Source organism: Mesorhizobium sp. M7D.F.Ca.US.005.01.1.1, from assembly GCF_003952545.1.
Taxonomy (GTDB): Bacteria; Pseudomonadota; Alphaproteobacteria; order Rhizobiales; family Rhizobiaceae; genus Mesorhizobium; species Mesorhizobium loti.
Window position 1 is genome coordinate 3,798,470 of record NZ_CP034453.1, and the last position, 23,753, is coordinate 3,822,222.

The window sequence follows — 23,753 nt, forward strand, 5'->3', positions numbered from 1 at the left end:
GGTGCCAGCCATGGCTCTCGTCAAGATGTTGGTTGGCGCATTTGAGGCTCGCGCATTGCGGGTCGCGGTGACACCGTCACCGCGCACGCTGCGCGCCGAGCTTTTGCGGCTGTGCGCCCGCATCGGTTATTCGCCGCCTGCCATCCTCTGATGCATTCGCCCCGGCTTGGGCCGGATAGAATCCAGAGGAAAGATCAGATCCATGACCTATCAGAATTATTCGCTGAAGCAGCTTCAGCAGATCGACGCCGCACATCATCTCCACCCGTTCACCGACCACAAGGAACTGCGCGAGGCCGGCTCGCGCATCATCACCCACGCCAACGGGCCGTTCATCTACGATTCCGAGGGGGCTGAAATCCTCGACGGCATGGCAGGGCTGTGGTGCGTCAACATCGGCTACGGCCGTGACGAGCTGGCCGAGGCCGCCTATGCCCAGATGAAGGAGCTGCCTTACTATAACTCCTTCTTCAAATGCTCGACGCCGACGCCGGTGCTGCTGTCCAAGAAGCTGGCGGAGATCGCGCCGAAGCACGTCAACCAGGTGTTCTACGGCTCGTCCGGTTCGGAAGCCAACGACACGGCGCTGCGTCTCGTGCGCCACTACTGGGTGCTGGAGGGCAAGCCGGAGAAGAACCGCATCATCTCGCGCAAGATGGCCTATCACGGCTCGACCGTTGCCGGCACGTCGCTCGGCGGCATGGATGGCATGCACAAGCAGCTCGGCGGCGCGGTACCCAACATCGTCCATGTCATGATGCCCTATGCCTATGAACTGGCGCTGCCCGGCGAGAGCGATCATGATTTCGGCCTGCGCGCGGCCAAGGCCGTTGAGGATGCCATCCTCGAAGCCGGCGCCGACAAGGTTGCCGCCTTCATCGGCGAGCCGGTGATGGGAGCGGGCGGCGTGAAGATACCGCCGGTCAGCTACTGGCCGGAAGTGCAGCGCATCTGCCGTAAATACGATGTTCTCTTGATGCTGGACGAGGTCATCACCGGCTATGGCCGCACCGGCGAGTGGTTTGCCGCCCAGACGCTCGGCATCGAGCCCGACACCATCACCACGGCCAAGGCGCTGACGTCGGGCTACCAGCCGCTGTCGGCATTGCTGGTCGGCGACCGCATCGCCTCGACGCTGGTCGAGAAGGGGGGCGAGTTCAATCACGGCTATACCTATTCCGGGCACCCGGTGGCCTGCGCCGTGGCGCTGAAGAACCTCGAGATCATCGAGCGGGAAGGGCTGGTCGATCGCGTCCGGAACGATACCGGCCCTTACTTCGCCAAGGCGTTGCAGGAGCGCATTGCCGGGCATGATCTGGTCGGCGAGGTGCGTTCGATCGGACTGATGGGCGCGATCGAGATCGTCAAGGACAAGGCGACCAAGGAGCGGTTCCTGCCGGCTGGAAGCGCGGCGGTGACCGTGCGTGACCACGCGATCGCCAACGGCATGATGCTGCGCGCCACCGGCGACACGATGATCCTGTCGCCGCCGCTGATCTGGACCCGTGATACGATCGACATGGCCTGCGACCGCATCTCGAAGGCGCTGGATCTGGCGCAGGCTGACCTGCGCAAGCGGTAGGGCTCGACCCTGGACCAGGCGTTCCTCAGCAGGGGAACGCCTGGCCTCGGGAACATGCTGAAGCGACGAGGGAACGAATTCCATCCCCAGCGCGTAGTGTGTGGGGCAGCGGCTGATTCGGCTGCGAGAAGGGGTTTGTTTGCATGAGAAAGACCGGCAAGAGCCGACGGACGCAAGAAGCGGCCAGCATTGGCGGTGACCTGATGCTGGCACCGCTGGTGGCGATGATGCGGCTGCCGTTGATGGCCATGGATGGCGGGAGCAGCCAGCCATGGAGCACGGAGACCGCGCGTGCGGTGAACGAGAAGACCGCGGCTATGGCCGAAGGCGCGTTTGCGGCGCAGATGTCTTTCCTGCAGTCGGCATCGCGGTTCTGGCCGGAAGTCTTTTCCGGTCGCACGCCGTCGCTGTTCAACGGTGTCGCCGCGGAGCGCTCGATCAGCGCCGCGCTGAAGCCGGCAAGCCGTGCCGTGAAAGCGAATTTTCGCCGGCTGTCCGACAAGACCTGACCGGGGTTGCAGAACTTTGATTTTGCGCATCGAGGAGCACATGCGCTAGAACCAGTCGGTGCAGTTACCGATGGGGGACACGATGGCCGGACAACCGCTCAACCAGCCGGCTGAAATTCCAGCCGAACTCGACCGCTGGAACTGGGGCGCCTTCTTCCTCAACTGGATCTGGGGCATCGGCAACAGCACCTTCGTCGCGCTGCTGGCGCTGATTCCTGTCGTCAACATCATCATGATCATCGTGCTGGGTGCGCGCGGCAGCCGCTGGGCCTGGCAGAACCGCGCCTGGCGCGACGCAGAGCAGTTTCGCAAGACGCAACGCAACTGGGCAATCGCCGGCCTTGTCGTCTGGGTTGTCGGGATCGGCGGCTGCGCGACGATGGTCGGCAGCATTCCCTACGTCCTGAAAGGCAGCGATGCCTACCACATAACGATGGACAGACTTCGCGCCGACGACCGCGTCAAGGCCGCCCTCGGTGATGATCTGGCCGACAGTTTCTGGGTCGGTGGCCATCTCAATGTCAATGCGAATGGGGCTGGTGACGCCCAGTTCGGCATTCCGGTCCATGGCGCCAAGGGCAAGGGCACCGCCTACTCGACCGCTGTCCGAACGGCCGGGACGTGGAGCCTGCGCCTGCTGGTCGTCAGGGTCGAGGGAGCCGATGCGCCGATCGTGCTGATCAACGAAGATCATGTCCCGATCCCGAATGCTGCAATCGGAATATAGCAGGGCAAAGCGCAAGATCGCGGCCTATACGCGATGCGACAGCTGACAGTTCGGATGGCTTTGTGGCGAGCGCCGCGCGGCGAAGGTGGTCGCCGACTCACCCTATGATCCGGAAGGCGCCCGCGGGCGCATGTGAGGCATCCCGGAGTACGATCCGGGCGGTCGATGCCTCGAAACGCGCTGAAGGGCAAAACGCAAAAACCGCGCTCCATCGGGAACGCGGCTTTGCCAGATACGCATGGCGCTTCGCTACTCAAACACTTTGCGAAACTTACGGGCTCCGGTACGCGAGACCTGATCCGGAGCGCCGGGCGGATGCGATATGTCCGCCTCGCAATCCGTTTTATAGGGACATCGTTACCGCAGAGTTATCGAGAGCTTAAGCAAATCTAAATTTGCATTTTTTCTGCCGAAGAAAATCGGAAAAAGTCCGCCAAATCCGTTGGTTACGCTGGGTTACCCCTGAGAAAATTAATTATGCCGGAGAAATCCGTGCCGCCATGTCCCTGGGCGTTGAACAAGGCATAGAGCTGGGCTGCCTCGGCGCCAAGTGGCGTCACAGCACCGGCACTTTGCGCGGCTTCCTGGGACAATCTCAGGTCTTTCAGCATTAGTGCCGCTGCAAATCCTGGGTTGTAGTCCCTGTTTGCGGGCGAAGTCGGCACCGGGCCGGGCACCGGGCAATAGGTGGTCAAGGACCAGCATTGGCCCGACGAGGTCGAGGCGACGTCGAACAGCGCCTGGTTTGACAGACCGAGCTTTTCCGCCAGCACGAAGGCTTCGGCGACGCCGATCATCGAAATGCCGAGGATCATGTTGTTGCAGATCTTTGCCGCCTGTCCGGCGCCGTCGCCGCCGCAATGCACGATGCGGCCGGCCATCGGTTTCAGGACCGGCTCGGCAACGGCGAAGGCATCGTCGGAGCCTCCGGCCATGAAGGTCAGCGTGCCGGCCGCGGCACCGCCGGTGCCGCCCGAGACGGGCGCATCAATGGACAGCAGGCCGTGTTTGGCGGCAATGGCGTGCGCCTTGCGCGCCGATTCGACGTCGATGGTCGAGGAATCGATGAACAACGCGCCCTTTTTCGCCTTGGGCGCGATGTCCTCATAGACCGACAGCACATGTTTGCCCGCAGGCAGCATGGTGATCACCACGTCGGCATCCTTCACCGCGGCAGGTGCATTCGCCATGATCGTCACGCCATGTTCTTTGGCGACGGTGAGGTTCTCCGGCACGAGGTCGAAGCCGTTCACCGCATGCCCCGCCTTGACCAGATTGGCGGCCATCGGATTGCCCATGTTACCGAGGCCGATGAAGGCGATCGTCATCATTGTCTCTCTCCGAACTTTGGTGATCTCAACGGCCAATCAGCGCGCGTGCGATGATGACGCGCATGATCTCGTTGGTGCCTTCGAGGATCTGGTGCACCCGCAGGTCCCGCACCAGCTTCTCGATGCCGTAGTCGTGCAGGTAGCCGTAACCGCCGAGCAGCTGCAGCGCATCGTTGGCGACGGTGAAGCCGGTATCGGTGACGAAGCGCTTGGCCATCGCCGACCATTTGCCGGCATCCGGCGCCTTGCGGTCGAGCTTGGAGGCGGCGGCATAGAGGAAGATGCGCGCCGCCTGCAGCTCGGTCTCCATGTCGGCCAGCCTGAACTGCAGCGCCTGGAACTGGTTGATCTTCGAGCCGAAGGCCTTGCGCTCGGCGGTGTAGGAAAGCGCCTTGTCGAGCGCCGATTGTGCGCCGCCCAGCGAACAGGCGGCGATGTTCAGCCGTCCGCCGTCGAGCCCGGCCATGGCAATGCCGAAACCAGCGCCTTCGCCCGACAAAAGGTTCTCCGCCGGCACCTTGCAGTCCTCGAAAATGACCTGGCGGGTCGACTGCATGTGCCAGCCCATCTTGTGTTCGTTGGCGCCGAAGGAGAGGCCTGGTGCGTCTTTCGGCACGATGACGGTGGAAATGCCTTTCGGCCCCTCGGCGCCTGTGCGCACCATGACGGCGTAGACATCGCTGTCGCCGGCACCTGAGATGAACTGCTTGGTGCCGTTGAGAACATAGTCGCCGCCGCTCTTCACCGCACGCGTTTTCAGCGCCGCGGCATCGGAACCGGAGCCGGGCTCGGTCAGGCAGTAGCTCGCCAGCCATTCCATCGAAGTGAGCTTCGGCAGGAAGCGCTGGCGCTGTTCGTCATTGCCGAAACGGTCGATCATCGAGGCCACCATGTTGTGGATCGAGATGAACGACGAAAAGGCCGGATCGGCATGCGACAACGCCTCGAAGATCAGCACGGCGTCGAGCCGGCCAAGTGCCGAGCCGCCGACGTCGTCCCTGATATAGATGCCGCCAAGGCCGAGCGGCCCGGTCTCGCGGATCACATCGGCCGGGAAATGCTTGTTGCGGTCCCAGTCGAGTGCGTTCGGCGCGACGCGGTCGGCGGCGAAGGCCTGCGCCATCTCCTGGATGGCGTGCTGCTCCTCGTTGAGTTCGAACTGGCTGGTGCTCGCATCGACCGCGGCGTCCATGGCGTGCTCCCTGATATCTTCGACCTGTTGGCCTGTCGTTTTTGGCTTTGCGCGCGCACCAATCTAGACCAATGATGCCGCCGCGCAACCCGACCCTTCGCGGAGCGGCTGTGCACCAATGCATGTCCGGAGTACAATGTGACGACAAAATTCGATGACCTGCTGGGACAGTTCCACGCATACCTTGCGTCCGTCGATCACCCCCTGGTGCGCGATGCCGTGGCCCGGATCGGCTGGGAGATGCCGGCCCGCACGCTGGAGCCACGTCCGCTTGCCTGCCTGCGTCATCTCGATCGCTCCGCCGAGCTGGCGCCGCGGGATGCCAAGCCGCTGGTGCAACTGCTTGCCGAGCGTCGGAATGATTTCCGTTGGGGGCAGACCTATGGCGAGGCGGATTTCGGAAAAGAGTTCATCGACAATTACGGCTGGCTGGAGGTGTTCGGCACGCGAGGCCACTTCGCCAATGACGAGGTGGCCGCGGGCCTGCTGATCCTTGGGCCCGATATCGTCTATCCCGACCATCATCACGTTGCCGAGGAAATCTACATTCCGCTGACTGGCGGCACCGAATGGCGCATGGGCGAGAGCGGCTTTTGCATGCGCACGGCCGGTGAGGTCGTCCACCATGCGTCCAACGTCAATCACGCCATGCGCACCGGCAAAGACCCATTGCTGGCGCTCTACATCTGGCGCGGCGGGCCGCTTGCGCAGAAATCCGACATCACCGGAACCGTGGCGCAGGGCAGGGGCTGATGGCCAAAGCGATCATGCTGCAAGGCACGGGTTCGGATGTCGGCAAGACGGTGCTGGTCGCCGGCCTCTGCCGCGCAGCCAGGAAGCGTGGACTGAAGGTGCGGCCGTTCAAGCCGCAGAACATGTCGAACAACGCCGCCGTCGCCAATATTCCGGGCGACAATGCTGGTGGCGGCGAGATCGGCCGCGCGCAATGGCTGCAGGCGATCGCTTGCGGCGTGGCACCCTCGGTCCACATGAACCCGGTGCTGCTGAAGCCGCAGACCGATGTCGGCGCGCAGGTCATCGTGCAGGGCAAGGTGTTCGGCGAAGCGCGGGCGCGCGACTACCAAGCGATGAAGGGCCGGCTGATGGATGCCGTTCTGGACTCCTGGGGCAAGGTCGGCGAGGGCGCCGATCTGGTCATCGTCGAGGGCGCCGGCTCGCCGGCCGAGATCAACCTGCGCAGCCGCGACATCGCCAATATGGGCTTTGCCACGCGCGCCGATGTGCCTGTGGTGCTGGTCGGCGACATCGATCGCGGCGGCGTCATCGCCTCAGTTGCCGGAACGCATCTGATCTTGCCGGAAGAAGACCGGCGCATGATCGTCGGCTACCTCATCAACAAGTTTCGCGGCGACGTTTCCCTGTTCGACGACGGCATCAGGTCGATCGAGAAATTCACGGGCTGGCGCTGTTTTGGCGTCGTTCCGTGGCTGAAGGCGGCGGCACGCCTGCCTTCGGAAGATTCGGTGGTGCTGGAACGGCTGGCGTCCGGCGAAGCGCGCGCATTGAAGGTGGCCGTGCCGGTGCTTGGCCGTATCGCCAATTTCGACGATCTCGACCCGCTCAAGGCCGAACCGCAGGTCGAGGTGGTGTTCGTGCCGCCGGGAAAGTCGCTGCCCGCCGATGCCGGGCTGGTGGTCATTCCAGGCTCGAAGTCGACGATCGGCGATCTCCTGAAATTCCGCGAGAACGGCTGGGATCGCGACCTTCTTGCCCATCGGAAGCGCGGTGGCCATGTCGTCGGCATTTGCGGCGGCTTCCAGATGCTCGGCCGTATCGTGCGCGATCCCGACGGCATCGAAGGCAGCGTCACCGAGGTCGAAGGGCTCGGCCTTCTCGACGTCGAAACGGTGATGGAACCGGAAAAGACGGTGCGCAATGTCAGCGCTCGCTCGGTGCCGTTCGACCTACCGCTCGAAGGCTACGAAATCCATCTCGGCCGCACCACCGGGCCGGATACGCTCCGGCCTTCCGCCGTCATCAACGGTATCGATGACGGGGCAGTGTCGGCCGATGGCAAGGTGATCGGCACCTATATGCATGGCCTGTTTGGCGCCGACCGCTTTCGCGGGAGATTCCTCGAAAGCCTCGGCATCAAGGGCGGTGGCATCGACTACCGCGCCGAGGTCGAGCGGGCGCTGGACGAGGTCGCAGCCGAGTTGGAGACCCATCTCGACTGTGACGCGATCTTTGCGCTGGCTCGGTAATTCGCGACGCAGGCTGGCTCAGGCCTTTTCGCCCGCCTTCGGCCAGTAGGTGCCAAACGACCAGACGTTGCCTTCCGGGTCGCGGCAGATGAACTCGCGGCTGCCATAGTCGCGGTTGGTCAATTCCTGGATGATCGTGGCGCCGGCCTTCCTGGCCTTGGCATAGGCGGCATCGGCATCATCGACGGCAATGTAGATCGACTTGCCGCCGCCTGAGCCGGGTTCGCCGACCATCTTGCCGTAGTCGTCATCGCGCACCGTGCCCAGCATGATCATCGAGGAGCCGAAGACCAGTTCGGCATGGTGCACGACATCGCCTTCGCCATAGCGGGCGCGAACGCTGAAGCCGAAAGCCTCGCCCAGCCAGTCGATCATTTTTGCCGCGTTCTTGTAGCGCAAAGCGGGGTAGAGGCGGGGCGCTTCAGTGGTGGTGGGCATGGGAACTCCTTCAGTCGGGTTGGTCGATGAACCCTGTTTGTGCATGTCGTTGTCCCAAAACCGCTGCGCACTTTTGGGCGACATGCATCACTCTGGTCGAAGGCTGTTCCAGCGTCTTGAAGAAATGTTACCTGACTGAGAGCGCGGTCGGCGTCTCGCCGGCAAGGTCGCGGAACTCGCGCACCAGATGCGCCTGGTCGGCATAGCCACAATCGGCGGCGATGCCAGCCCAGTCGACGGTTTGCTGCCTCGACAGGCCGAGCGCGCGGTTGAAGCGGACGATGCGCGACAGCGTCTTGGGGCCAATGCCGATGGCGTTGGAAAAACTGCCGGCGAGATGTTTGCGGCTCCAGCCCAGCCTTTCGGCGATCGATGCAATGCGGGTCCGGCCGCCGGATGCGATGACGCGGTCATAGGCCCAGGCGATTTCGAGCGGCGTTTCTGCGGCATTCTCGAGACGACCGGTGACGAAGGCTTCGGCCATGTCGAAACGCGTCGCCCAGTCCGGCGCGTTGCCGAGCCGTTCACGCAGCGCCAAGCCTTGCGCGCCAAGCACGTCATCGAGGACAACCATGCTGTCGGCCAGTTCGCTCATCGGCAGGCGGAAGAAACGGCGTGCGCCAAGCGGCGTGAAGTTGACCTGTACGCAGCAGGCGCCGCCGAAGGATTCGATCACTACCGGTCCGGCATAGAGGCCGGCGGCGAAACTGGCGAAGCGGTCATTGTCACCGGGCGCCTTGCCGAGGCCGATGGCGAAGGGTTCGGCGAAACTGATGACCAGCGGTACGGTGAGCGACGCGTATTCCACGTTGCGCATATGGCCGGGCGCTATTTCGCGATAGCCGCAAATATCTGAGACAATGCCCTGAAGTCGAGGATCGGGCAGGCGCCGGCGCATCTCAAACCGTCCGGCGACGGATCGGTCCTGCTCTTGCTGGGGTTGCATCTCGACTTGCATCGACCATCCTTGCGCCAAGTCAAATCTAGCAGACCCGGGGCCGGAAGCAAAAGCGCCCGGCTTTTGGCCGGGCGCTCCTCGTCCCCACTTCAAGGGAAATGGTCAGGCGCCGCGCATCAGGCAGCCGCCGGCAAGCACGATGAAAGCAATAAGAACAATCCACACCGATGCGAGTGGAATGAATGCGAGAACGCCAAGCGCGGCGAGAACGCCGATGATGGCGATAACAACGGAGATGATAAAAACGATCTGGGTAGGTGCGCTAAGATTCATGTGTGGCTCCTCCAACATGATTCGAACAGCGGCATCCTATCAGGGCGCGTGATCACACACCAATCAAGGCCCGCAGCGGGTTCGCGGGGTCGGCCAGCAGCTTCACCGCCAGTGCGAGGCACACGATCACCAGCAGCGGCTTGATCAGTTTTGCGCCGATGCGCATGGCCAGGCTGGCGCCGACTCGGGCGCCGAGGAACTGGGCAACGCCCATCATCAGGCCGATCTTCCAGTAGACGACGCCGAAGGCCGCGAAGACGATGAAGCCGCCGATGTTGGAGGCGAAGTTGAGCAGCTTGGTATGCGCGGTTGCCTTGAGCACGCCGTAGCCGGCAAGTGCCACGAAAGCCAACATGTAGAAGGAGCCTGCACCTGGCCCGAACAGACCATCGTAGAAGCCGATGACGGGCACCAGGATCAGTCCGAACAAGAACGGCGACAGGCGTTCGGCGCGATCGACATCGTTCATGTTGGGCTTGAACGCGAAGTAGAGCGCGATGGCGATCAGCACGATGGGCAGGGCAGCCCGCAGAATGTCACCCGGCACGATCGTCGCCAGCAAGGCGCCGATGGCGCTACCAACAAGGGCCAAAAGCGCCGACGGCAATTGCCGACGCAGGTCGACATGACCCTTCGATGCGTAGTGGATGGTCGCCGAGCCCGAGCCGAACATGCCTTGCAGTTTGTTGGTGGCGAGCGCCTGGACCGGTGTGAAGCCGGCAAGCAGCAGCGCCGGCACCGTGATCAGCCCGCCGCCGCCGGCGATCGAATCGACAAAGCCCGCGGCAAAGGCGGCGAAAGCGAGCATGGCGACGGTCTGGATGCTAAGGTCGATCATCTGATGTATGGACGTGTCCGGCCGGCTGAAATATCGGGCGTTCGACCACGGCCGCCCTGTTTGCGCAAGATCGATTCCGCGCTACCTCTATCCAAGCGCATCGCGCTTGGATTTGTATTTGTGTGTGGTTAAATCGGAAAGAGGCTCCTGATGGCATTCGCATTGCTGGACCAGATACGGCAGATCTTCGACGGCGACCCGGGCGTGCGCAAGGTGGCTGACGATCCGGTTCTGTCGGCGGAACTGCTGATGCTGTTCCGTATGATCCTGGCCGACGGGTCGGTCAGCGAGAGCGAAATGGTTGCCTTCCGGCGCATCTGCAAGGACGCCTTCGGCATTCAGGAAAGCAGCATCGACAGCGTCATCGAATATCTCAACGAGTTCGGTTACGAGACCAACGGCTCGCAGGCCATCGCGCTGTTCCGCGATCTCGACATCGAACGGCGCAAGCAATTGGCCCAGCATATGGCTGACATCGCCAAGGCGGATTCACAACTGGCCGAGAGCGAGGTGCGCCTGCTGCGCCGCACGCTCGACTTGCTCGACATCAGCCCGGTCGATGTGGTGAAGCCGGAGGAGTAGCGCTCTCTGAACGGCCGGTTGCCCGGCGGCTCACCCTTGCTCCTGCATCCGCCGAGCGATCGCCCGGTGCAGATCAGGGGCGGCGGTGACAAGCGCCTTGGCCGCCTCTGACTGCGGGTGGTCGAGCACCTCGTTTGTCTTGCCGCGCTCGACGATCTTACCGTCATGCATGACCAGCACCTCGTCCGTTATGGCGCGGGCGACGGTCAGGTCGTGGGTGATGAAGAGATAGGCGATGCCGAGCTTCTGGTTGAGCTCCGCGAACAAATCGAGGATCTGGGCGCGGATCGAGACGTCGAGCGCCGAGACCGGCTCGTCGGCGACGACCAGTTTGGGGCGGGTGATGATGGCGCGGGCGATCGATAGGCGCTGACGCTGGCCGCCTGAAAATTCGTGCGGGTATTTGTCCATGTCGCGCTGGTCGAGGCCGACTTCGTGCAGGGCATGCGCCACCATCTCGCGGCGCTCGGCGCGCGTCGGCTTTTTCTTCAGCACATGCAGGGGTTCGGCGACCAGTTTTTCTACCTTCTGGCGCGGGTCGAAGGATCCGTAGGGATCTTGAAAAACGACCTGCATGTCGCGTCGCGCCGGCTTCAGCTCGGCTTCGCTCTTGCCGGTGATAGTCTCGCCACGAAACGAGATCGTGCCCGATGTCGGCCGATCCAGCGCCAGGATCATGCGGGCGAGCGTTGACTTGCCGCAGCCGGAGCGGCCGACCAGCGCCACCGATTGACCCGGGGCCATCGACAGCGAGACGTCGTCGACAGCGCGGATACCAGGCGCGCGCTTGAACAGCGAGGTACGCCGGCCGGGATAGTCGCGGGTCACGCCCTCGACCTGAAGCAAAGGTCGGCCCGTCTCGATGCCGTGCGGCCTAGCGCGCGCCGGCACGTGCATCGAGGCCTGGGCCAGTTGGCGCGTGTAGGGGTGGAGCTGTTCGGACAGCGTGCGTGCCGTGTCTCCGGCCTCCATCACCTCGCCGCGGCGCAGGATGGTGATGCGGTCGGCCATCTCGGTCACCACGGCGAGGTCGTGCGAGATCAAGAGCAGGCCCATGCGGCTCTCCGAGACGAGGTCGCGCAGGAGGTCGAGGATCTGTGCCTGCAGCACCACGTCGAGCGCCGTCGTCGGTTCGTCGGCGATCAACAGCTTCGGCTTCAGCGCGCAGGCGATGGCGATGACAACGCGCTGGCGCTGGCCGCCCGACAGTTCGTGCGGATAGCGCGACATCGGGAATTTCGCTTCGGGCAGGCCGACACGGTCGAGCATTTTTCGCGCCCGGTCTTCGGCCTCGGCACGGCTGGCCTTGGTGTGCCAGCGTATGCCTTCGGCAACCTGTTCGCCGATGGTCTTGACCGGATTGAGCGCCGTCATCGGCTCCTGGAACACCATGCCGATGTCGTCGCCGCGCAGCGCGCACATCTGGTCCTCGGTTGCCGCGAGGATGTCGATGCCGTCGAATGTGACGCGCCCGGTGGCGCGCGCGGCATGGGGCAGAAGCCGCATCACCGTCAGTGCGGTCATCGACTTGCCCGAACCGGATTCGCCGACCAGCCCCATCACCTCACCGGGCGCGACGGAAAGCTCCATACCCTTGAGGATCGGCGTGTCGCCGATGGTCAGCGACAGGTTCTCGATGTCGAGCAGGCTCATCGCTGCCGCCGCGATTTCGGATCGAGGATGTCGGCGATGCCGTCGCCCAGGAGGTTCAGCCCCAGCACGGCGACAACGATCGCCATGCCGGGAAAGATCGCCATCCATGGCGCTACCACCATGCGGGTCTGCGCGTCGAACAGCATGCGGCCCCAGCTCGGCATTGGCGGCTGCGCGCCGAGGCCCAGATAGGAAAGCCCGGCCTCGGCCAGGATGCCCAGCGCGAACTGGATGGTGCCTTGCACCAGAAGCAGGGTGGCAATGTTGGGCAGCACATGTTCGATGGATATCTGCGTGCTGCTTTTTCCCGCGGCACGCGCGGCAAGAATGAACTCGCGCGGCCAGATCGCCAGCGCGCCGGCGCGGGCGACACGTGCAAAGACCGGGATGTTGAAGATGCCGATGGCGATGATGGCGTTGATGGCGCCTGGCCCGAAGATGGCGGTGATCATGATCGCCGACAGCAGAGCAGGGAAGGCGAAGACGAGATCGTTCAGTCGCATCAGCGCCTCGTCGACGAGACCGCCGCGTGCCGCGGCAAAGGCGCCGAGCGGCACGCCGACCCCCATGCCGATGCCGACCGCGACGAGTGCCACGGCAATCGAGTTGCGGGCGCCGACCATGACCATCGACAGGATATCGCGGCCGAAATGGTCGGTGCCGAACCAGTGCGCCAGCGAGGGTGCCTGCGTCTTGTCCGATATCACCAGTTTCGTGACGTCGTAGGGCGTCCAGGCATAGGAGACTACCGCCATTGCCAGGATCAGCAAGGTGATGGCGAAACCGGCAACGAAGGCGGTGTTCCTGAAGGCCTTGGCCAGGATGCTGCCGAACGTCTCTTCTGACATGTCGATGTGCAGGGTCATTGCCGGCTTCTCAGGCGCGGATCGACGACCGCATAGGAAAGGTCGACGAGGAGGTTGACGGCTATGACGGCCGCGACCAGCAGCATGACGACGCTTTCGACGACGATCAGGTCGCGCTGGGTGATCGCCTGGAACACCAGCCGGCCGAGGCCGGGCAGGTAAAAGACATTCTCGATGATGATGGTGCCGGCAAGCAGGAAGGCGAACTGCAGGCCCAGAATGGTCAGCACCGGAATCATGGCGTTGCGCAGTGCATGCCGCCACAGCACGGCGCGATAGGGTAGGCCTTTGGCGCGGGCGGTGCGGATATAGTCTTCGTTCAGGACCTCGATCAGCGCCGAGCGGGTGACGCGCGCCAGGATCGCGGCTTGCGGCAAGGCAAGCGCGACCGCCGGCAGCAGCAGCGATTTCAAGGCTGGCCAGATGCCGGCACTCCAGCCGGGAAAGCCGCCGGCAGGGACCAGCCGCAGCCAGACGGCGAAGACATAGATCAGCATCAGAGCGAACCAGAAATTGGGCACGGCGACGCCAAGCTGTGCGGCGCCCATGGAAATCGTATCACCGGCCCGTCCACGCCGGCTGGCGGAAAACAGGCCGACGGGAATCGCGATGATGGTGGAGAGCGCAAGCGCGATCAGCGCCAGCGGCAGCGAGACGGCCAGCCGCTCGCGCACCAGATCGATGACCGGCACCGAATAGGTGTAGGAGCGGCCGAAATCGAGACTGAGCAGGCCGCCGGCCCAGTGCAAATAGCGCCAAGCCAGTGGCGCGTTGAGGCCCATCTGGTTGCGCAGCAATTCGACCTGGTCGGCACTGGCGTTCATGCCCAGCATCAGCCGCGCCGGGTCGCCGGGCAGTATCTCCAGGACGGCGAACACCACCATCGAAGCCAGCACCAGCGTGGCGATGGCGATGGCGAGGCGCTTGAGGAGGTAGGCGGTCATGGAAGGTGGGGGACCGCTGTTTTGCCCAGTGCGACGGAATGCAGGTTTCGCCTGTTGGCCAACAGCCTCACTCGCTCCACTTCACCTTGGTCAGATCATTGGCCTGGATCGGAGCGTTTTCCCAGAGCCCTTGCAGCTTGGCGTCCCAGACGCCGACCTTGGGCAGTTCGTAGAGAAAGCCGACCACTGCATCGTCGGCCAGGATCTTCTGCGCCTGCCCCAGCAATTCCTTGCGCTTGGCTTCGTCGGAGGTGACACCGAGATCGGCGATCACCTTGTTGAAGGCGGGGTTGTCGTAATTGAAGTAATAATCCTTGCGCGAGTAGATATCGATGTCGTTGGGTTCGGTGTGGGAGACGATGGTCAGGTCGTAATCCTTCTTGGTGAACACCTGATCCAGCCACTGTGCCCATTCGACCGGAATGATTTCCAGGTCGATACCGACGTCGCGAAGTTGCGAGGCGATGATCTCGCCGCCAAGCCGTGCATAGGACGGCGGCGGCAGCTTTAGTGTCGCCTTGAAGCCGTTCTCCAGGCCCGCCTCCTTCAGCAATTCCTTGGCCTTGGCGACATCATGCGGATAGCGGCCGGTGAGGTCGACATAGTCCTTGTTGGCTGGTGACATGTGCGAGCCGATCGGCACGCCGAGACCGGCCGAGGCGCCGTCGATGATCGCCTTGCGGTCAAGCGCATAGGAGATCGCCTGCCTGACTTGCAACTTGTCGAAAGGCGGCTTTTTGTTGTTGATCGACAGGATGGTTTCACCCTCGGTCGCGCCGATCACAACCTTGAAGCGCGGGTCGTCCTTGACCTGCGCGACGCTGTCGGGATCAAAGAAGGGAAAGGCCTGGATGTCGCCGGAAAGCAGCGCCGGCACATAGGCCGCGGCATCGGGCACGATGCGGAATTCGGCCTTGTCGAGGGACGCCGGCGTACCCCAGTAAGTGTCCGATTTGACCAGCGTGATCGACGATCCCTTGGCCCAGCTCTGGAATTTGAACGGGCCGGTGCCAACAGGCTTTTCCTTGTTGGTCTCGGCCGATTCAGGCGCGACGATCACCGCGTCGCCCCAGCCCATATTGTAAAGGAAGGAGCCCTGCGGGTTTTTCAGCGTAACCTTGACCGTTGCGGGGTCGACCACGTCGACTGCGTCGATGGCCGCGAAAAGGCCCTTTTGCGCATTGACCGAATTGTCGGCGCGGGCGCGGTCCAGCGAGAATTTCACGTCGCTGGCATCGAAGTCGGTACCGTCGTGGAATTTCACGCCGGTGTGCAGCTTGAAAGTATAGACCTTGCCGTCATCGGAAATGGTCCAGCTTTCGGCCAGATCCGGCAGCACCTCGCCATTCGGCCCGATGCGTGTCAGACCCTCGAACACATTGGCGTAGAGAACCTCGTCGATCGCCGCGGCGGCACCGGCGGTTGGGTCGAGATGTGGGGGTTCGAGCGGAATGCCGATGACCAGGTCGGTTCGCGCGGCAAACACGGAGGTGCCGGCGGCCAGTGACAGCGCTGCAGCGGCCAGGATGGTTTTCCACAATCTCATCGTGCAACTCCCCATGCGTTTCAGACAGGTGCTCAAACCCGGGCGATAGAAGCGTGATTTCGCCACGGAGTAAATTGCGTTTCGTTCTGCCCGTTGGCGTGGCCGGGAATGTTTTTGTCCTGGCGGCCTCATCGACAGGTCGAAGCTTGTCGCGATGCGCGCCTTATCCCGTGGCTGTGCCGCGCAGCAGCACGTTGAGCCCGATCGCCATCACCTTGGCCGATTCCACCATGTCCGATACCCCGACCCATTCGTCCGGCCGGTGGGCAAGGTCGAGAATGCCAGGGCCATAGGCGATGCAATCATAGATATGGCCGATGCGGGCAATGTGCTTCTGGTCGTAGGTGCCCGGCGAAATGACGTAGTCGGGTTCGCGGTCGAAGATCGCCATGATGCCTTGCGCAACCGCCTTGACCACCGGCGCGTCGCGCTCGGTCATCAGCGGCAGCACTTCCATCAGGTCGCGGATTTCATAGTCGAATTTTGTCCGCTCGCGCTTCAACCGGTCGAGAATGCCGATGACTTCACCTTTGACGGTGTCGAGATCTTCCTCGAGCAGGAAGCGGCGGTCGATGGTCAGCCGGCAGGAATCGGGCACGTTGGGCGAGGGCAAGCCGGGCCGGAAGTCCTCGGTCTGGCCGCCATGGATCGAATTGATGTTCATGGTCGAGCGTTTTGCTCCTTCGGGCACGACCGGCATGCGCGTCATCTTGCGGTCGAGCGCGGGGAACAGCTCGTCCTCGAATGCCCTGAGCACTGCACCCATATGGCGCACCGCATTGTCACCGAGAAACGGCATCGAGCCATGCGCGATCTCGCCCTTGGTCTCGATCTCCGCCCACCAGACGCCACGATGACCGAGGCAGATGCGGTCCTTGTTCAGCGGCTCGGGAATGATGACGTGGTCGACCCTGGGTTTTGAGAAATAACCGAGCCTGGCCAGATGGGCGACGCCGCCAAAACCGCCGGACTCCTCGTCGACGGTGCCGGATATTTCGATCGCGCCGGGAAAGTCTGGAAACACTTCGATGAAGGCTTCCGCGGCGATGATCGAGGCGGCAAGGCCGCCCTTCATATCACAGGCGCCGCGGCCATAGACCTTGCCGTCCCTGACGATGCCGGCAAAGGGATCGACGGTCCAGCCGTCACCGGCTTCGACCACGTCGATATGCGAGTTGAAGTGGACGCAGGCGCCGGGCGACCTGCCGTCGAAACGGGCAACGACATTGACGCGCGGGTAGCGGTCGGTATCGCCGGGGGTGCCTTCGGCGCGGATGAATTCGGTCTCGAAACCGCTCTTCTTCAGCCGCGCGCCGAGATATTCGGCGCATGGCCGGTAGGCCTCGCCGGGTGGATTGATGGTCGGAAAACGGATCAGCTCGGCGGTCAGCGCGACGACGTCGTCGCGCCTGTCATCGATTGCCTGGAGGAGTCGCTCGTTCATGCACGGAGTTGAGCAGCGATATCAGCGGTTTTGCAAGCCCACCGGTGATCAAGCCCGTGCGGCGTGTCGTTGCGGCAACTATCGCGGGAAATCGTTCAAATTCGCTGCTTTGGATTGGCGAATTGGTCAAGGAGTGTGTGTTACCTCATTCACCTGCCATTAAAAAGATGAAAAACAACGTGATGGCAGGCAAGTAAGGGGCAATCAAAGGGGTTTGATCGCATGAAAAAGACAGTTCTCATGGCGGCGGTGTTTGTCGCGATGCTGTTCGGTGCTTCGGGGCAGGGCTGGGCAGCCAGCCTCGTTGCAAACATAGACGTGTCGTCGCAGACGATGACGGTCAGATATGGCCTGTCGGTTTACCGGTGGAGTGTCTCCACCGCGCGTTCCGGCTATTTCACGCCGCGCGGTACCTATCGGCCGCAGCGCACGGCCCGGATGTGGTATTCGCGCAAATATCATATGTCGCCGATGCCCTATTCCGTGTTCTTCCATGGCGGCTATGCCATCCACGGAACCGGCGCCGTCAGGCAGCTCGGCCGCCCGGCGTCGCATGGTTGCGTGCGGCTGCACACGGCCAATGCCGCAACCTTCTATTCGATGGTGCGGGAAGTGGGGTTCGGCAACACGCGGATTGTCGTCACCAACTAGAGCTCCGACCGGCTGTTGATCCCACCGCGGTTTTGCGGTGGGATCGATTGCAATTGCCTGTATCTCGGGCGCTTTGCTGAAAAATGTTGCAGGAATAGCGCATTGGCTTGGGAAACGGTGTCGTTGCGTCACTTGGGCCCGGCGAATGGTTTCTGCCAAAACGCGATTATGTTAGCTTTCAAGCAGATAACTTGCGAGGGGCTTTGATGTACAGACTTCTTCTTGGGGCGGCGATTGCCGTCACCGCTACTTCGGCCATCGCCGCCGATGCGGTTGAGCCAATTGTCATGGATCAGGAACTCGCACAGCCGCATATTTCCGGCTATGTCGAAGCTTATCTTGGCGGATTGTATCTGTCGGCAGATGGTGGACATCTCTCGGCGACGACAGCAGGCGGTGCCGGTCGGGTCAATTTCCCGATCGACGCGCGCTGGAACATCCAAACCGACGCGAGCATCGATTCGCTTTGGGTCGAGGGCAGCAACATTTATGGCTATGGCGGCGCCATCCACGGCTACTGGCGCGACCCGAGTAGTTATGCGCTTGGCGGATTTGCGACGTTCACGCGCTACGGCGGGGACATTGGCGGCCCGAAGATCTACAATTTCACAGTCGGTCCCGAAGCCCAGGCCTATTTCGGCAACGTGACCGTCTATGGCCAGATTTACTATGGTCAATTGCGGGCCAATGGAGAGTCGGAGCATCTGGACAACTGGGGAGGCCGCGCCGTGGTGCGCTATTTCGCCCAGGACAATCTTCGCTTCGACGGCGAGCTTGGCTATTCTACGATTTCTTTTAGTGGCGAACACGTGAATACCGTCACCGCGGCGCTGCAGGCCAACTACCGGTTCTCCGGCACGCCGTTCTCGGTGTTTGGACGCTATCAGCTGGATCACGTGTCGGTTGCGAGCACCGATCTGAACATCCACAAATACCTGATCGGCCTGCGGGCGAGTTTCGGTTCGAACACCCTGCTCGAGGAAGACCGCAATGGCGCCACGATGGACACCTACCGGCCCAATTTTATCCTGCCGTTGCCGCTTCTATAGCCTTGGCGGGCCTTTCCTGGTCTGACAGAAAAATCGATTGCAAAAGCCGCGAGGCGCGTCCTTGCGGCTTTTGCGCACAATCAGCCCCGTGAGGCGGTGGACCGCTGCCTGCCTGGCAACGAGCGGGATACGACTGTCCCTTGCCGCGCACCGGCAGCATTACAAAGCAGTTCGAATTTTCGTTACCGTGCTTGGACTTCGGTGTGGGACTTTCTGCCGGTAGCGACAGCACTCGGCGAAGGTTTTGTCTGTTCCAAGGCGCTGGTTATTGATGGCCCATCAATAGCGGGCAGTGATCAAATCAGCGCTCGCCGAGGAACGAACTCAAGCGCTGGCAATGGGCGCCTTTGCCTGATGGGGCCGCTTTCTCCGCCCACCGCCGATCTCCCACCTTTTGTGGAACCACATCCACTGGCCGGGATCTTCGCGTACCCAGCGTTCGACCACGTCGTTGAGACACTGGGTGGTGGCGTGGACATCGACGCTGCCGTCAGTGGTGCGCGGCAATGTCAACTTGTCCTCGATCTCGAGCCGGAAGCGATTGCCTGGCAGCCTGACGCAGCGCGCCGGGTAAACGTCGCAGTCATAGTGACGGGCAAGGGTGGCCAGCACCCGATTGCTCTGGCAGGGCCGGCCGAAGAATGTCGTATCCAGTCCATTGGAGAATTTCTGGTCGACAAGGATGCCGATGTTGCCGCCATTTTCAAGCACTCCTGCCAGCGCGAATGAAGCGCCGGCCATCGACGGCAGCAATGAACCCATGGTCGAGCGGCGCGTCGACAGGATGTAGTCGGCGAGATAGGGATTGTTGGGCGGGCGAAACAGCGCCGTGATGTTCATGCCGAAGGTCGCCGCCGCCACCGGCAAGAGTTCGAAATTGCCGAGATGGCCGGTGAAGACGATATGCGGCTTCCGTTCGCCCGCGATCTCGACGAAATGCTCTATCCCCTTGACCTCGACGCGGCCGGGCTTGCTGGCCGCGGGATCGTAGTCGAACAGGGCGTCGAGAAAGATGTATTCGGCGGCAAGGCGGGCCATGTTGCCCCACATGTCGGAGGCGATCACCTGGATTTCGGCCTCGCCCTTTTCCGGATAGGCCTTGCGCAGATTGTCGACAGCGACCTGATGGCGTCCCACCCAGGGGCCAACGCGGCGTGCGACGCGGTCGGCAAAGTTCAGCGCACTGTCGGCCGGCAGCAGACGCAGGACCGAGATGATCATCATAGCCGCGCGCGCCACCAGCCAGTAGTTCAACTGGCGCAGCTGCCTGCCGTAGCGAAATTTGAGATCCCGGCGGAACTTCTTGAACACAGAGGTCAAGGCTCTAGCCGACGCGCAGGATGATCTTGCCAAACACGTCGCGGCCTTCCATGCGCTTCAGCGCGGCATCGATACCGTCGAAGTCGACTTCGGTGTCGATGACCGGGGCGACCTGTCCCGCCGCCATTTTCTGCATGGCGTTGGCCATGTTCTCCATGCGGCAGCCGAAGGAGCCGAGCAGCTTCAATTGCTGCTGGAACAACTGCATCAGGTTGATCTGCGTCGACACGCCGGAAGTCGAACCGCAGGTCACCAGGCGGCCGCCACGCTTCAGGCACAGCATGGAAGCGGCAAAAGTGTCGGCGCCGACATGTTCGAACACGACGTCGACGCCCTTCTTCTTGGTCAGCTTGCGCACGACGCCCTCGAAACGGTCGTCGCGATAGTTGATGACATGGTCGGCGCCGAGCGCCTTGGCCTTGTCGATCTTGTCGTTCGAGCCGACCGTGGTGATGATGGTGCAGCCCATTCGCTTGGCCAGCTGGATGGCCGCCGAGCCGATGCCGGATCCGCCGGCATGGATGAGAATGGTCTCGCCGGGCTGCAGCCTGGCGTTGTCGAACAGCATATGCTCGACCGTGCCGAAGGTAACGGGCGCCACCGCCGCACCGATGTCGGTCACGCCGGGCGGGGCAGGAACCAGCAGGCGGGCCGGCAGGTTGATCTTTTCCTGCGCGAAGCCGTCGAGATGGAAGCCGTGAACGCCCGAAACATGTTCGCAGAGATTGTCGCGGCCTTCGCGGCAGGCGCGGCAAAGGCCGCAGGTGCGCGCGCCGTAGATCGACACCAATTGTCCGGGCAGCAGGCTGGAAACGCCGGGGCCGACCGCCTCGACCTCGCCGGAGGCTTCGGCGCCGACGACCAGCGGCAGCTTGCGCTTGGCGAAGGCCATGCCGCGCCAGCCCCAGACGTCGATGTGGTTCAGCGCCACCGCCTTGACGCGCAGCGTGACTTCGCCGAGTGCTGGCGGTGGGGGAGGCGGCAGGTCCACCGTCTCAAGACGGCGGTCCTCGATAAGTTGCAATGCGCGCATGGGGCCTGTCGGTTCAGTCTGGCTGAAAAAGGTCGCTTAGACCGGTTCCCGCGCCATGACAAGGCAAGTGTTCTGGCCGCCGAAACCGAAGGAGTTCGACAGAACGGTGCGAACCTCGGCATTACGCTTCTTGTTCGGCACCACGTCGAGCACGATCGCGGGGTCGGGATTGTCATAGTTGATGGTCGGTGGAATGACGCTTTCGCGCATCGTCATCAGCGAGAACGCCGCCTCGACCGCGCCTGCCGCCGACAGCGTGTGGCCAATCATCGACTTGTTCGACGAAACCGGCATCGAGCCGATCCGTTCGCCGAACACGGTCGACAGCGCCAGATGTTCCATCTTGTCGTTCTCCGGAGTCGACGTGCCGTGGGCGTTGACATAGTCGATCTCGTCTTCACTCAGGCCGGCATCGGCGAGGGCGGCGCGAACCGCGGCGATGGCCGGCGAAGCGTCCGGCTTCGAGCGGGTGCGGTGGAAGTCGTCGGCCTTCTCGCCGCAACCGCCCAGGACGCCGAGAATAGTCGCGCCGCGAGCCAATGCCGCTTCAAGCGATTCCAACACCAGCGCCCCGGATCCCTCAGCCAACACGAAGCCGTCGCGATCCCTGGAGAAGGGCTTCGATGCCTTTTCGGGAATGTCGTTGTGCGTGGAGAGCGCCGAAAGCAATGAGAAACGGATCAATGCCTCGGCGGTGGCAGAGCCGTCCGCGCCGATCGATAGTGCCCGGTCGCATTCGCCGCGTCGGATCGCCTCGACACCGAGTTGGATCGCGGTGGCACCTGAAGCACAAGCCGTCGACAGCGTGATCGGCAGACCGCGTGTGCCAAGACGGTCGGCAAGGCGGTCGGCGATCGAACCGAACTGGGTGGTCTCGAAAATATCCAGCTCTTTCAAGCTACGCGCGACCCGAAGCAGTCTTTCGGCGGCGGTGTCATCCTTGTCCTTGTCAGAATTGTAGAGCGAGAAGCGCTCGGCCCAGTCGAGTTCGACCGGCGGCGATGCGAGGAAGAGCGGTCCGCCGAAATTGCTGGAATCAAGACCGGCTTCGGTCACCGCTTCGAAGCCCGCAAGCTCGGCCAGCTCATAGGTGAGTGGGCTGGCACCTTTCGAACTCGACGGCAGGAAATCGACCATGCCGGAGATGCGGGTGTTCAGTTGATCGATGGGAAAGCGAGTGATCGGGTGAATACCCGACTTGCCCGAGGTCAGCGCCGCCCAATTGTCGGCCTTGCCCACGCCAAGCGAGGTGACAACGCCGATGCCGGTGACGGCGACGATCGGCCTGCCCATGTGATCGTTCAGATTGGCCATCCGGTAGCCCTCGACCTTTTATCGTTGCAACATGGACCGTGCAGCGTCGCCTTAGGCGGCGTTGACCAGCGCCATGCCTTCGAATTGGTGATAGCCGATCGCCGTTGCAAGGACGGCTGCGGGAACGCCTTCGAACGGCGTCTCGGCTGCGGCATCAAAAACAGGGTAGGCGGCCTTGCGGTCGACGGCGAGTGCCGCCAGCGCCACGGCGAAGGGAAACTGCGCTTCCTTCATGTGTCCGGTCAGCGTCGAGAAGCCGCGCGCGGCGATTGCCGGATTGGCATCGAGTGCGGCTTTTTCGGCTGATGTTGCAGTGTGGGCACCCGATGCGCCCGACAGGGCCAGCAATTTGCCGTTCGGCGATGCAACCTGCTTGAGCAGTGCGGCGATCTCGGCGTCGAGCTCTCCCCGTGGCCGCCTGGCGCGGCCGGAGACGACCGGTCCAAGCTCGGCATAGATTTTCCGACCCCGGTCTGTCGCGTGTTCGCGTTGCTCCAGCACCAGGAAGGCGCCGCCGGATCCGGTCACAACGCCGCCGCCCTCGGCGCCCTGTCTTTGCCAGACCGGCTTCCACGGGCCGCGATGCAAATAGCCGGCAAGCTCATAACCGAGCAGCATGTCGGAATGTTCGGTCTGGAAGGCACCGCCGACCAGGATGTGCGTCGACTGGCCCGAGCGGATGCGCGCGGCCGCCGTCTCGACGGCGGCGACGCCGGCACCTTCCTCGCCCATGAAGGTTCTGGACGAGCCGGTGACCTTGTGGACGATGGAGATGTTGCCGGCGAGCAGGTTGGACAGCTGGGCCAGGAACAGTGTCGGCCGCAATTCGGTGGTCAATTTCTCGTTGAGCAGCACATCGCGGTCATTGCGGCTTTCCGAAGCGGCGAGAATGGCGGCATCGACCGCCTCGTCGCGCTCGCCACCGCCTGCGGCCACAACCATATCCATGGTCGCGCAGAGTTCGTCATTGCCCTTGATGCCGGCGTCGTCCAGTGCAAGGCCGGCGGCATAGGTGCCGAGCCTCTGCCAGGTTTCCATCTGGCGCTGATCGCCGCGCTTGGCGATCTGCAGGTTCCAGTCGATCTCAGGCAGAGGATGGACGGTATAGGGTGCAAAGCGCGCCGCTTCGAGCACCGGCTGCAGGCCCGGCTGCGCGAGCTTCTGCCAATGGGCGTCCGGACCTTCCCCCAGAGAGGAGACAAGGCCGATACCAGTGATGACGACGTCGCGGGGGCTGCTCATGGGCGGCTTTGTGGGTCAGGCGGCAGAGCGCGTCAA

The 23,753-nt window shown here is 62.9% G+C and carries 25 protein-coding genes; 10 read left to right on the plus strand and 15 right to left on the minus strand.

The genetic code is table 11. The features are described 5' to 3' along the window. The first annotated feature begins 10 nt into the window (after positions 1–10). From EJ076_RS18105 to EJ076_RS18120, 4 genes are all read left to right on the plus strand, one after another. Entirely contained in the window at positions 11–151 is a 141-nt protein-coding gene (locus tag EJ076_RS18105; RefSeq protein ID WP_126068806.1) for a capsid protein, read from the plus strand. 51 nt (positions 152–202) lie between these two features. After that, positions 203–1,582 carry an aspartate aminotransferase family protein gene (locus EJ076_RS18110; protein ID WP_126068807.1) on the plus strand — a complete coding sequence of 460 codons (1,380 nt, stop codon included), beginning with the start codon at positions 203–205 and terminating at the stop codon, positions 1,580–1,582. A gap of 143 nt (positions 1,583–1,725) precedes the next feature. Next, positions 1,726–2,091, plus strand: a complete 366-nt coding sequence (locus tag EJ076_RS18115; protein ID WP_109668660.1) for a hypothetical protein — start codon at positions 1,726–1,728, stop codon at positions 2,089–2,091. Between the two features lie 82 nt (positions 2,092–2,173). After that, positions 2,174–2,818: a cytochrome c oxidase assembly factor Coa1 family protein gene (locus EJ076_RS18120; RefSeq protein WP_126068808.1), complete on the plus strand. Its 645-nt coding sequence runs from the start codon at positions 2,174–2,176 to the stop codon at positions 2,816–2,818. Between the two features lie 446 nt (positions 2,819–3,264). On the opposite strand, the gene mmsB is transcribed toward EJ076_RS18120, so the two are convergent. Together mmsB and EJ076_RS18130 are read right to left on the minus strand one after the other, a co-directional pair. Further along, on the minus strand, positions 3,265–4,149 hold the full coding sequence (mmsB, locus tag EJ076_RS18125; RefSeq protein ID WP_126068809.1) for a 3-hydroxyisobutyrate dehydrogenase: 885 nt from the start codon (positions 4,147–4,149) through the stop codon (positions 3,265–3,267). Between the two features lie 25 nt (positions 4,150–4,174). Further along, positions 4,175–5,341, minus strand: coding sequence for an isobutyryl-CoA dehydrogenase (locus EJ076_RS18130; RefSeq protein WP_126068810.1), 1,167 nt, complete (start codon positions 5,339–5,341; stop codon positions 4,175–4,177). Between the two features lie 138 nt (positions 5,342–5,479). On the opposite strand from EJ076_RS18130, the gene EJ076_RS18135 reads away from it, so the two are divergent. Then, positions 5,480–6,094, plus strand: a complete 615-nt coding sequence (locus EJ076_RS18135) for a dimethylsulfonioproprionate lyase family protein (RefSeq protein ID WP_126068811.1) — start codon at positions 5,480–5,482, stop codon at positions 6,092–6,094. Further along, complete coding sequence (locus tag EJ076_RS18140; protein ID WP_126068812.1) at positions 6,094–7,566, plus strand: cobyric acid synthase; 1,473 nt, start codon at positions 6,094–6,096, stop codon at positions 7,564–7,566. Before EJ076_RS18135 ends, EJ076_RS18140 begins: the two co-directional genes overlap by 1 nt. Positions 7,567–7,584: 18 nt before the next feature. On the opposite strand, the gene EJ076_RS18145 is transcribed toward EJ076_RS18140, so the two are convergent. The 4 genes from EJ076_RS18145 to EJ076_RS18160 form a co-directional block, all read right to left on the minus strand. Next, positions 7,585–8,004, minus strand: coding sequence for a VOC family protein (locus tag EJ076_RS18145; RefSeq protein ID WP_126068813.1), 420 nt, complete (start codon positions 8,002–8,004; stop codon positions 7,585–7,587). 127 nt (positions 8,005–8,131) lie between these two features. Beyond that, positions 8,132–8,962, minus strand: coding sequence for an AraC family transcriptional regulator (locus EJ076_RS18150; RefSeq protein WP_126068814.1), 831 nt, complete (start codon positions 8,960–8,962; stop codon positions 8,132–8,134). 102 nt (positions 8,963–9,064) lie between these two features. After that, entirely contained in the window at positions 9,065–9,235 is a 171-nt protein-coding gene (locus EJ076_RS18155; protein WP_023812274.1) for a hypothetical protein, read from the minus strand. Between the two features lie 52 nt (positions 9,236–9,287). Continuing rightward, entirely contained in the window at positions 9,288–10,073 is a 786-nt protein-coding gene (locus tag EJ076_RS18160; protein WP_126068815.1) for a TSUP family transporter, read from the minus strand. Between the two features lie 150 nt (positions 10,074–10,223). Between EJ076_RS18160 and EJ076_RS18165 the strand changes: the two genes are divergently transcribed. Continuing rightward, positions 10,224–10,655, plus strand: coding sequence for a TerB family tellurite resistance protein (locus tag EJ076_RS18165; RefSeq protein ID WP_109668674.1), 432 nt, complete (start codon positions 10,224–10,226; stop codon positions 10,653–10,655). A gap of 30 nt (positions 10,656–10,685) precedes the next feature. On the opposite strand, the gene EJ076_RS18170 is transcribed toward EJ076_RS18165, so the two are convergent. The 5 genes from EJ076_RS18170 to EJ076_RS18190 form a co-directional block, all read right to left on the minus strand. Continuing rightward, positions 10,686–12,308: a dipeptide ABC transporter ATP-binding protein gene (locus EJ076_RS18170; protein ID WP_126068816.1), complete on the minus strand. Its 1,623-nt coding sequence runs from the start codon at positions 12,306–12,308 to the stop codon at positions 10,686–10,688. After that, complete coding sequence (locus EJ076_RS18175; RefSeq protein ID WP_109668678.1) at positions 12,305–13,174, minus strand: ABC transporter permease; 870 nt, start codon at positions 13,172–13,174, stop codon at positions 12,305–12,307. The genes EJ076_RS18170 and EJ076_RS18175 overlap by 4 nt, the downstream gene beginning before the upstream one ends. Continuing rightward, positions 13,171–14,118 carry an ABC transporter permease gene (locus tag EJ076_RS18180; protein ID WP_126068817.1) on the minus strand — a complete coding sequence of 316 codons (948 nt, stop codon included), beginning with the start codon at positions 14,116–14,118 and terminating at the stop codon, positions 13,171–13,173. The genes EJ076_RS18175 and EJ076_RS18180 overlap by 4 nt, the downstream gene beginning before the upstream one ends. Positions 14,119–14,185: 67 nt before the next feature. Then, entirely contained in the window at positions 14,186–15,664 is a 1,479-nt protein-coding gene (locus EJ076_RS18185) for an ABC transporter substrate-binding protein (RefSeq protein ID WP_126068818.1), read from the minus strand. 163 nt (positions 15,665–15,827) lie between these two features. Then, on the minus strand, positions 15,828–17,108 hold the full coding sequence (locus EJ076_RS18190; protein WP_126068819.1) for an acetylornithine deacetylase/succinyl-diaminopimelate desuccinylase family protein: 1,281 nt from the start codon (positions 17,106–17,108) through the stop codon (positions 15,828–15,830). A gap of 8 nt (positions 17,109–17,116) precedes the next feature. On the opposite strand from EJ076_RS18190, the gene EJ076_RS18195 reads away from it, so the two are divergent. From EJ076_RS18195 to EJ076_RS18205, 3 genes are all read left to right on the plus strand, one after another. Beyond that, positions 17,117–17,305 carry a hypothetical protein gene (locus EJ076_RS18195; protein WP_126068820.1) on the plus strand — a complete coding sequence of 63 codons (189 nt, stop codon included), beginning with the start codon at positions 17,117–17,119 and terminating at the stop codon, positions 17,303–17,305. 25 nt (positions 17,306–17,330) lie between these two features. After that, positions 17,331–17,759, plus strand: coding sequence for a L,D-transpeptidase (locus EJ076_RS18200; RefSeq protein ID WP_109668687.1), 429 nt, complete (start codon positions 17,331–17,333; stop codon positions 17,757–17,759). 107 nt (positions 17,760–17,866) lie between these two features. After that, positions 17,867–18,808 (plus strand): hypothetical protein, encoded by a 942-nt coding sequence (locus tag EJ076_RS18205; RefSeq protein ID WP_126068821.1) that lies wholly within the window; start codon positions 17,867–17,869, stop codon positions 18,806–18,808. Positions 18,809–19,132: 324 nt separating this feature from the next. Here the strand turns inward: EJ076_RS18205 and EJ076_RS18210 are convergent, their stop codons facing one another. The 4 genes from EJ076_RS18210 to EJ076_RS18225 are packed head-to-tail and all read right to left on the minus strand — an operon-like array spanning position 19,133 to position 23,717. Beyond that, complete coding sequence (locus EJ076_RS18210; protein WP_164548862.1) at positions 19,133–20,119, minus strand: lipid A biosynthesis lauroyl acyltransferase; 987 nt, start codon at positions 20,117–20,119, stop codon at positions 19,133–19,135. 13 nt (positions 20,120–20,132) lie between these two features. After that, entirely contained in the window at positions 20,133–21,161 is a 1,029-nt protein-coding gene (locus EJ076_RS18215) for a zinc-binding dehydrogenase (RefSeq protein WP_126068823.1), read from the minus strand. 36 nt (positions 21,162–21,197) lie between these two features. Beyond that, entirely contained in the window at positions 21,198–22,475 is a 1,278-nt protein-coding gene (locus EJ076_RS18220) for a beta-ketoacyl-ACP synthase (protein ID WP_109668691.1), read from the minus strand. Between the two features lie 51 nt (positions 22,476–22,526). Then, positions 22,527–23,717: a beta-ketoacyl-ACP synthase gene (locus EJ076_RS18225; protein ID WP_126068824.1), complete on the minus strand. Its 1,191-nt coding sequence runs from the start codon at positions 23,715–23,717 to the stop codon at positions 22,527–22,529. Between the last annotated feature and the right edge of the window lie 36 nt (positions 23,718–23,753).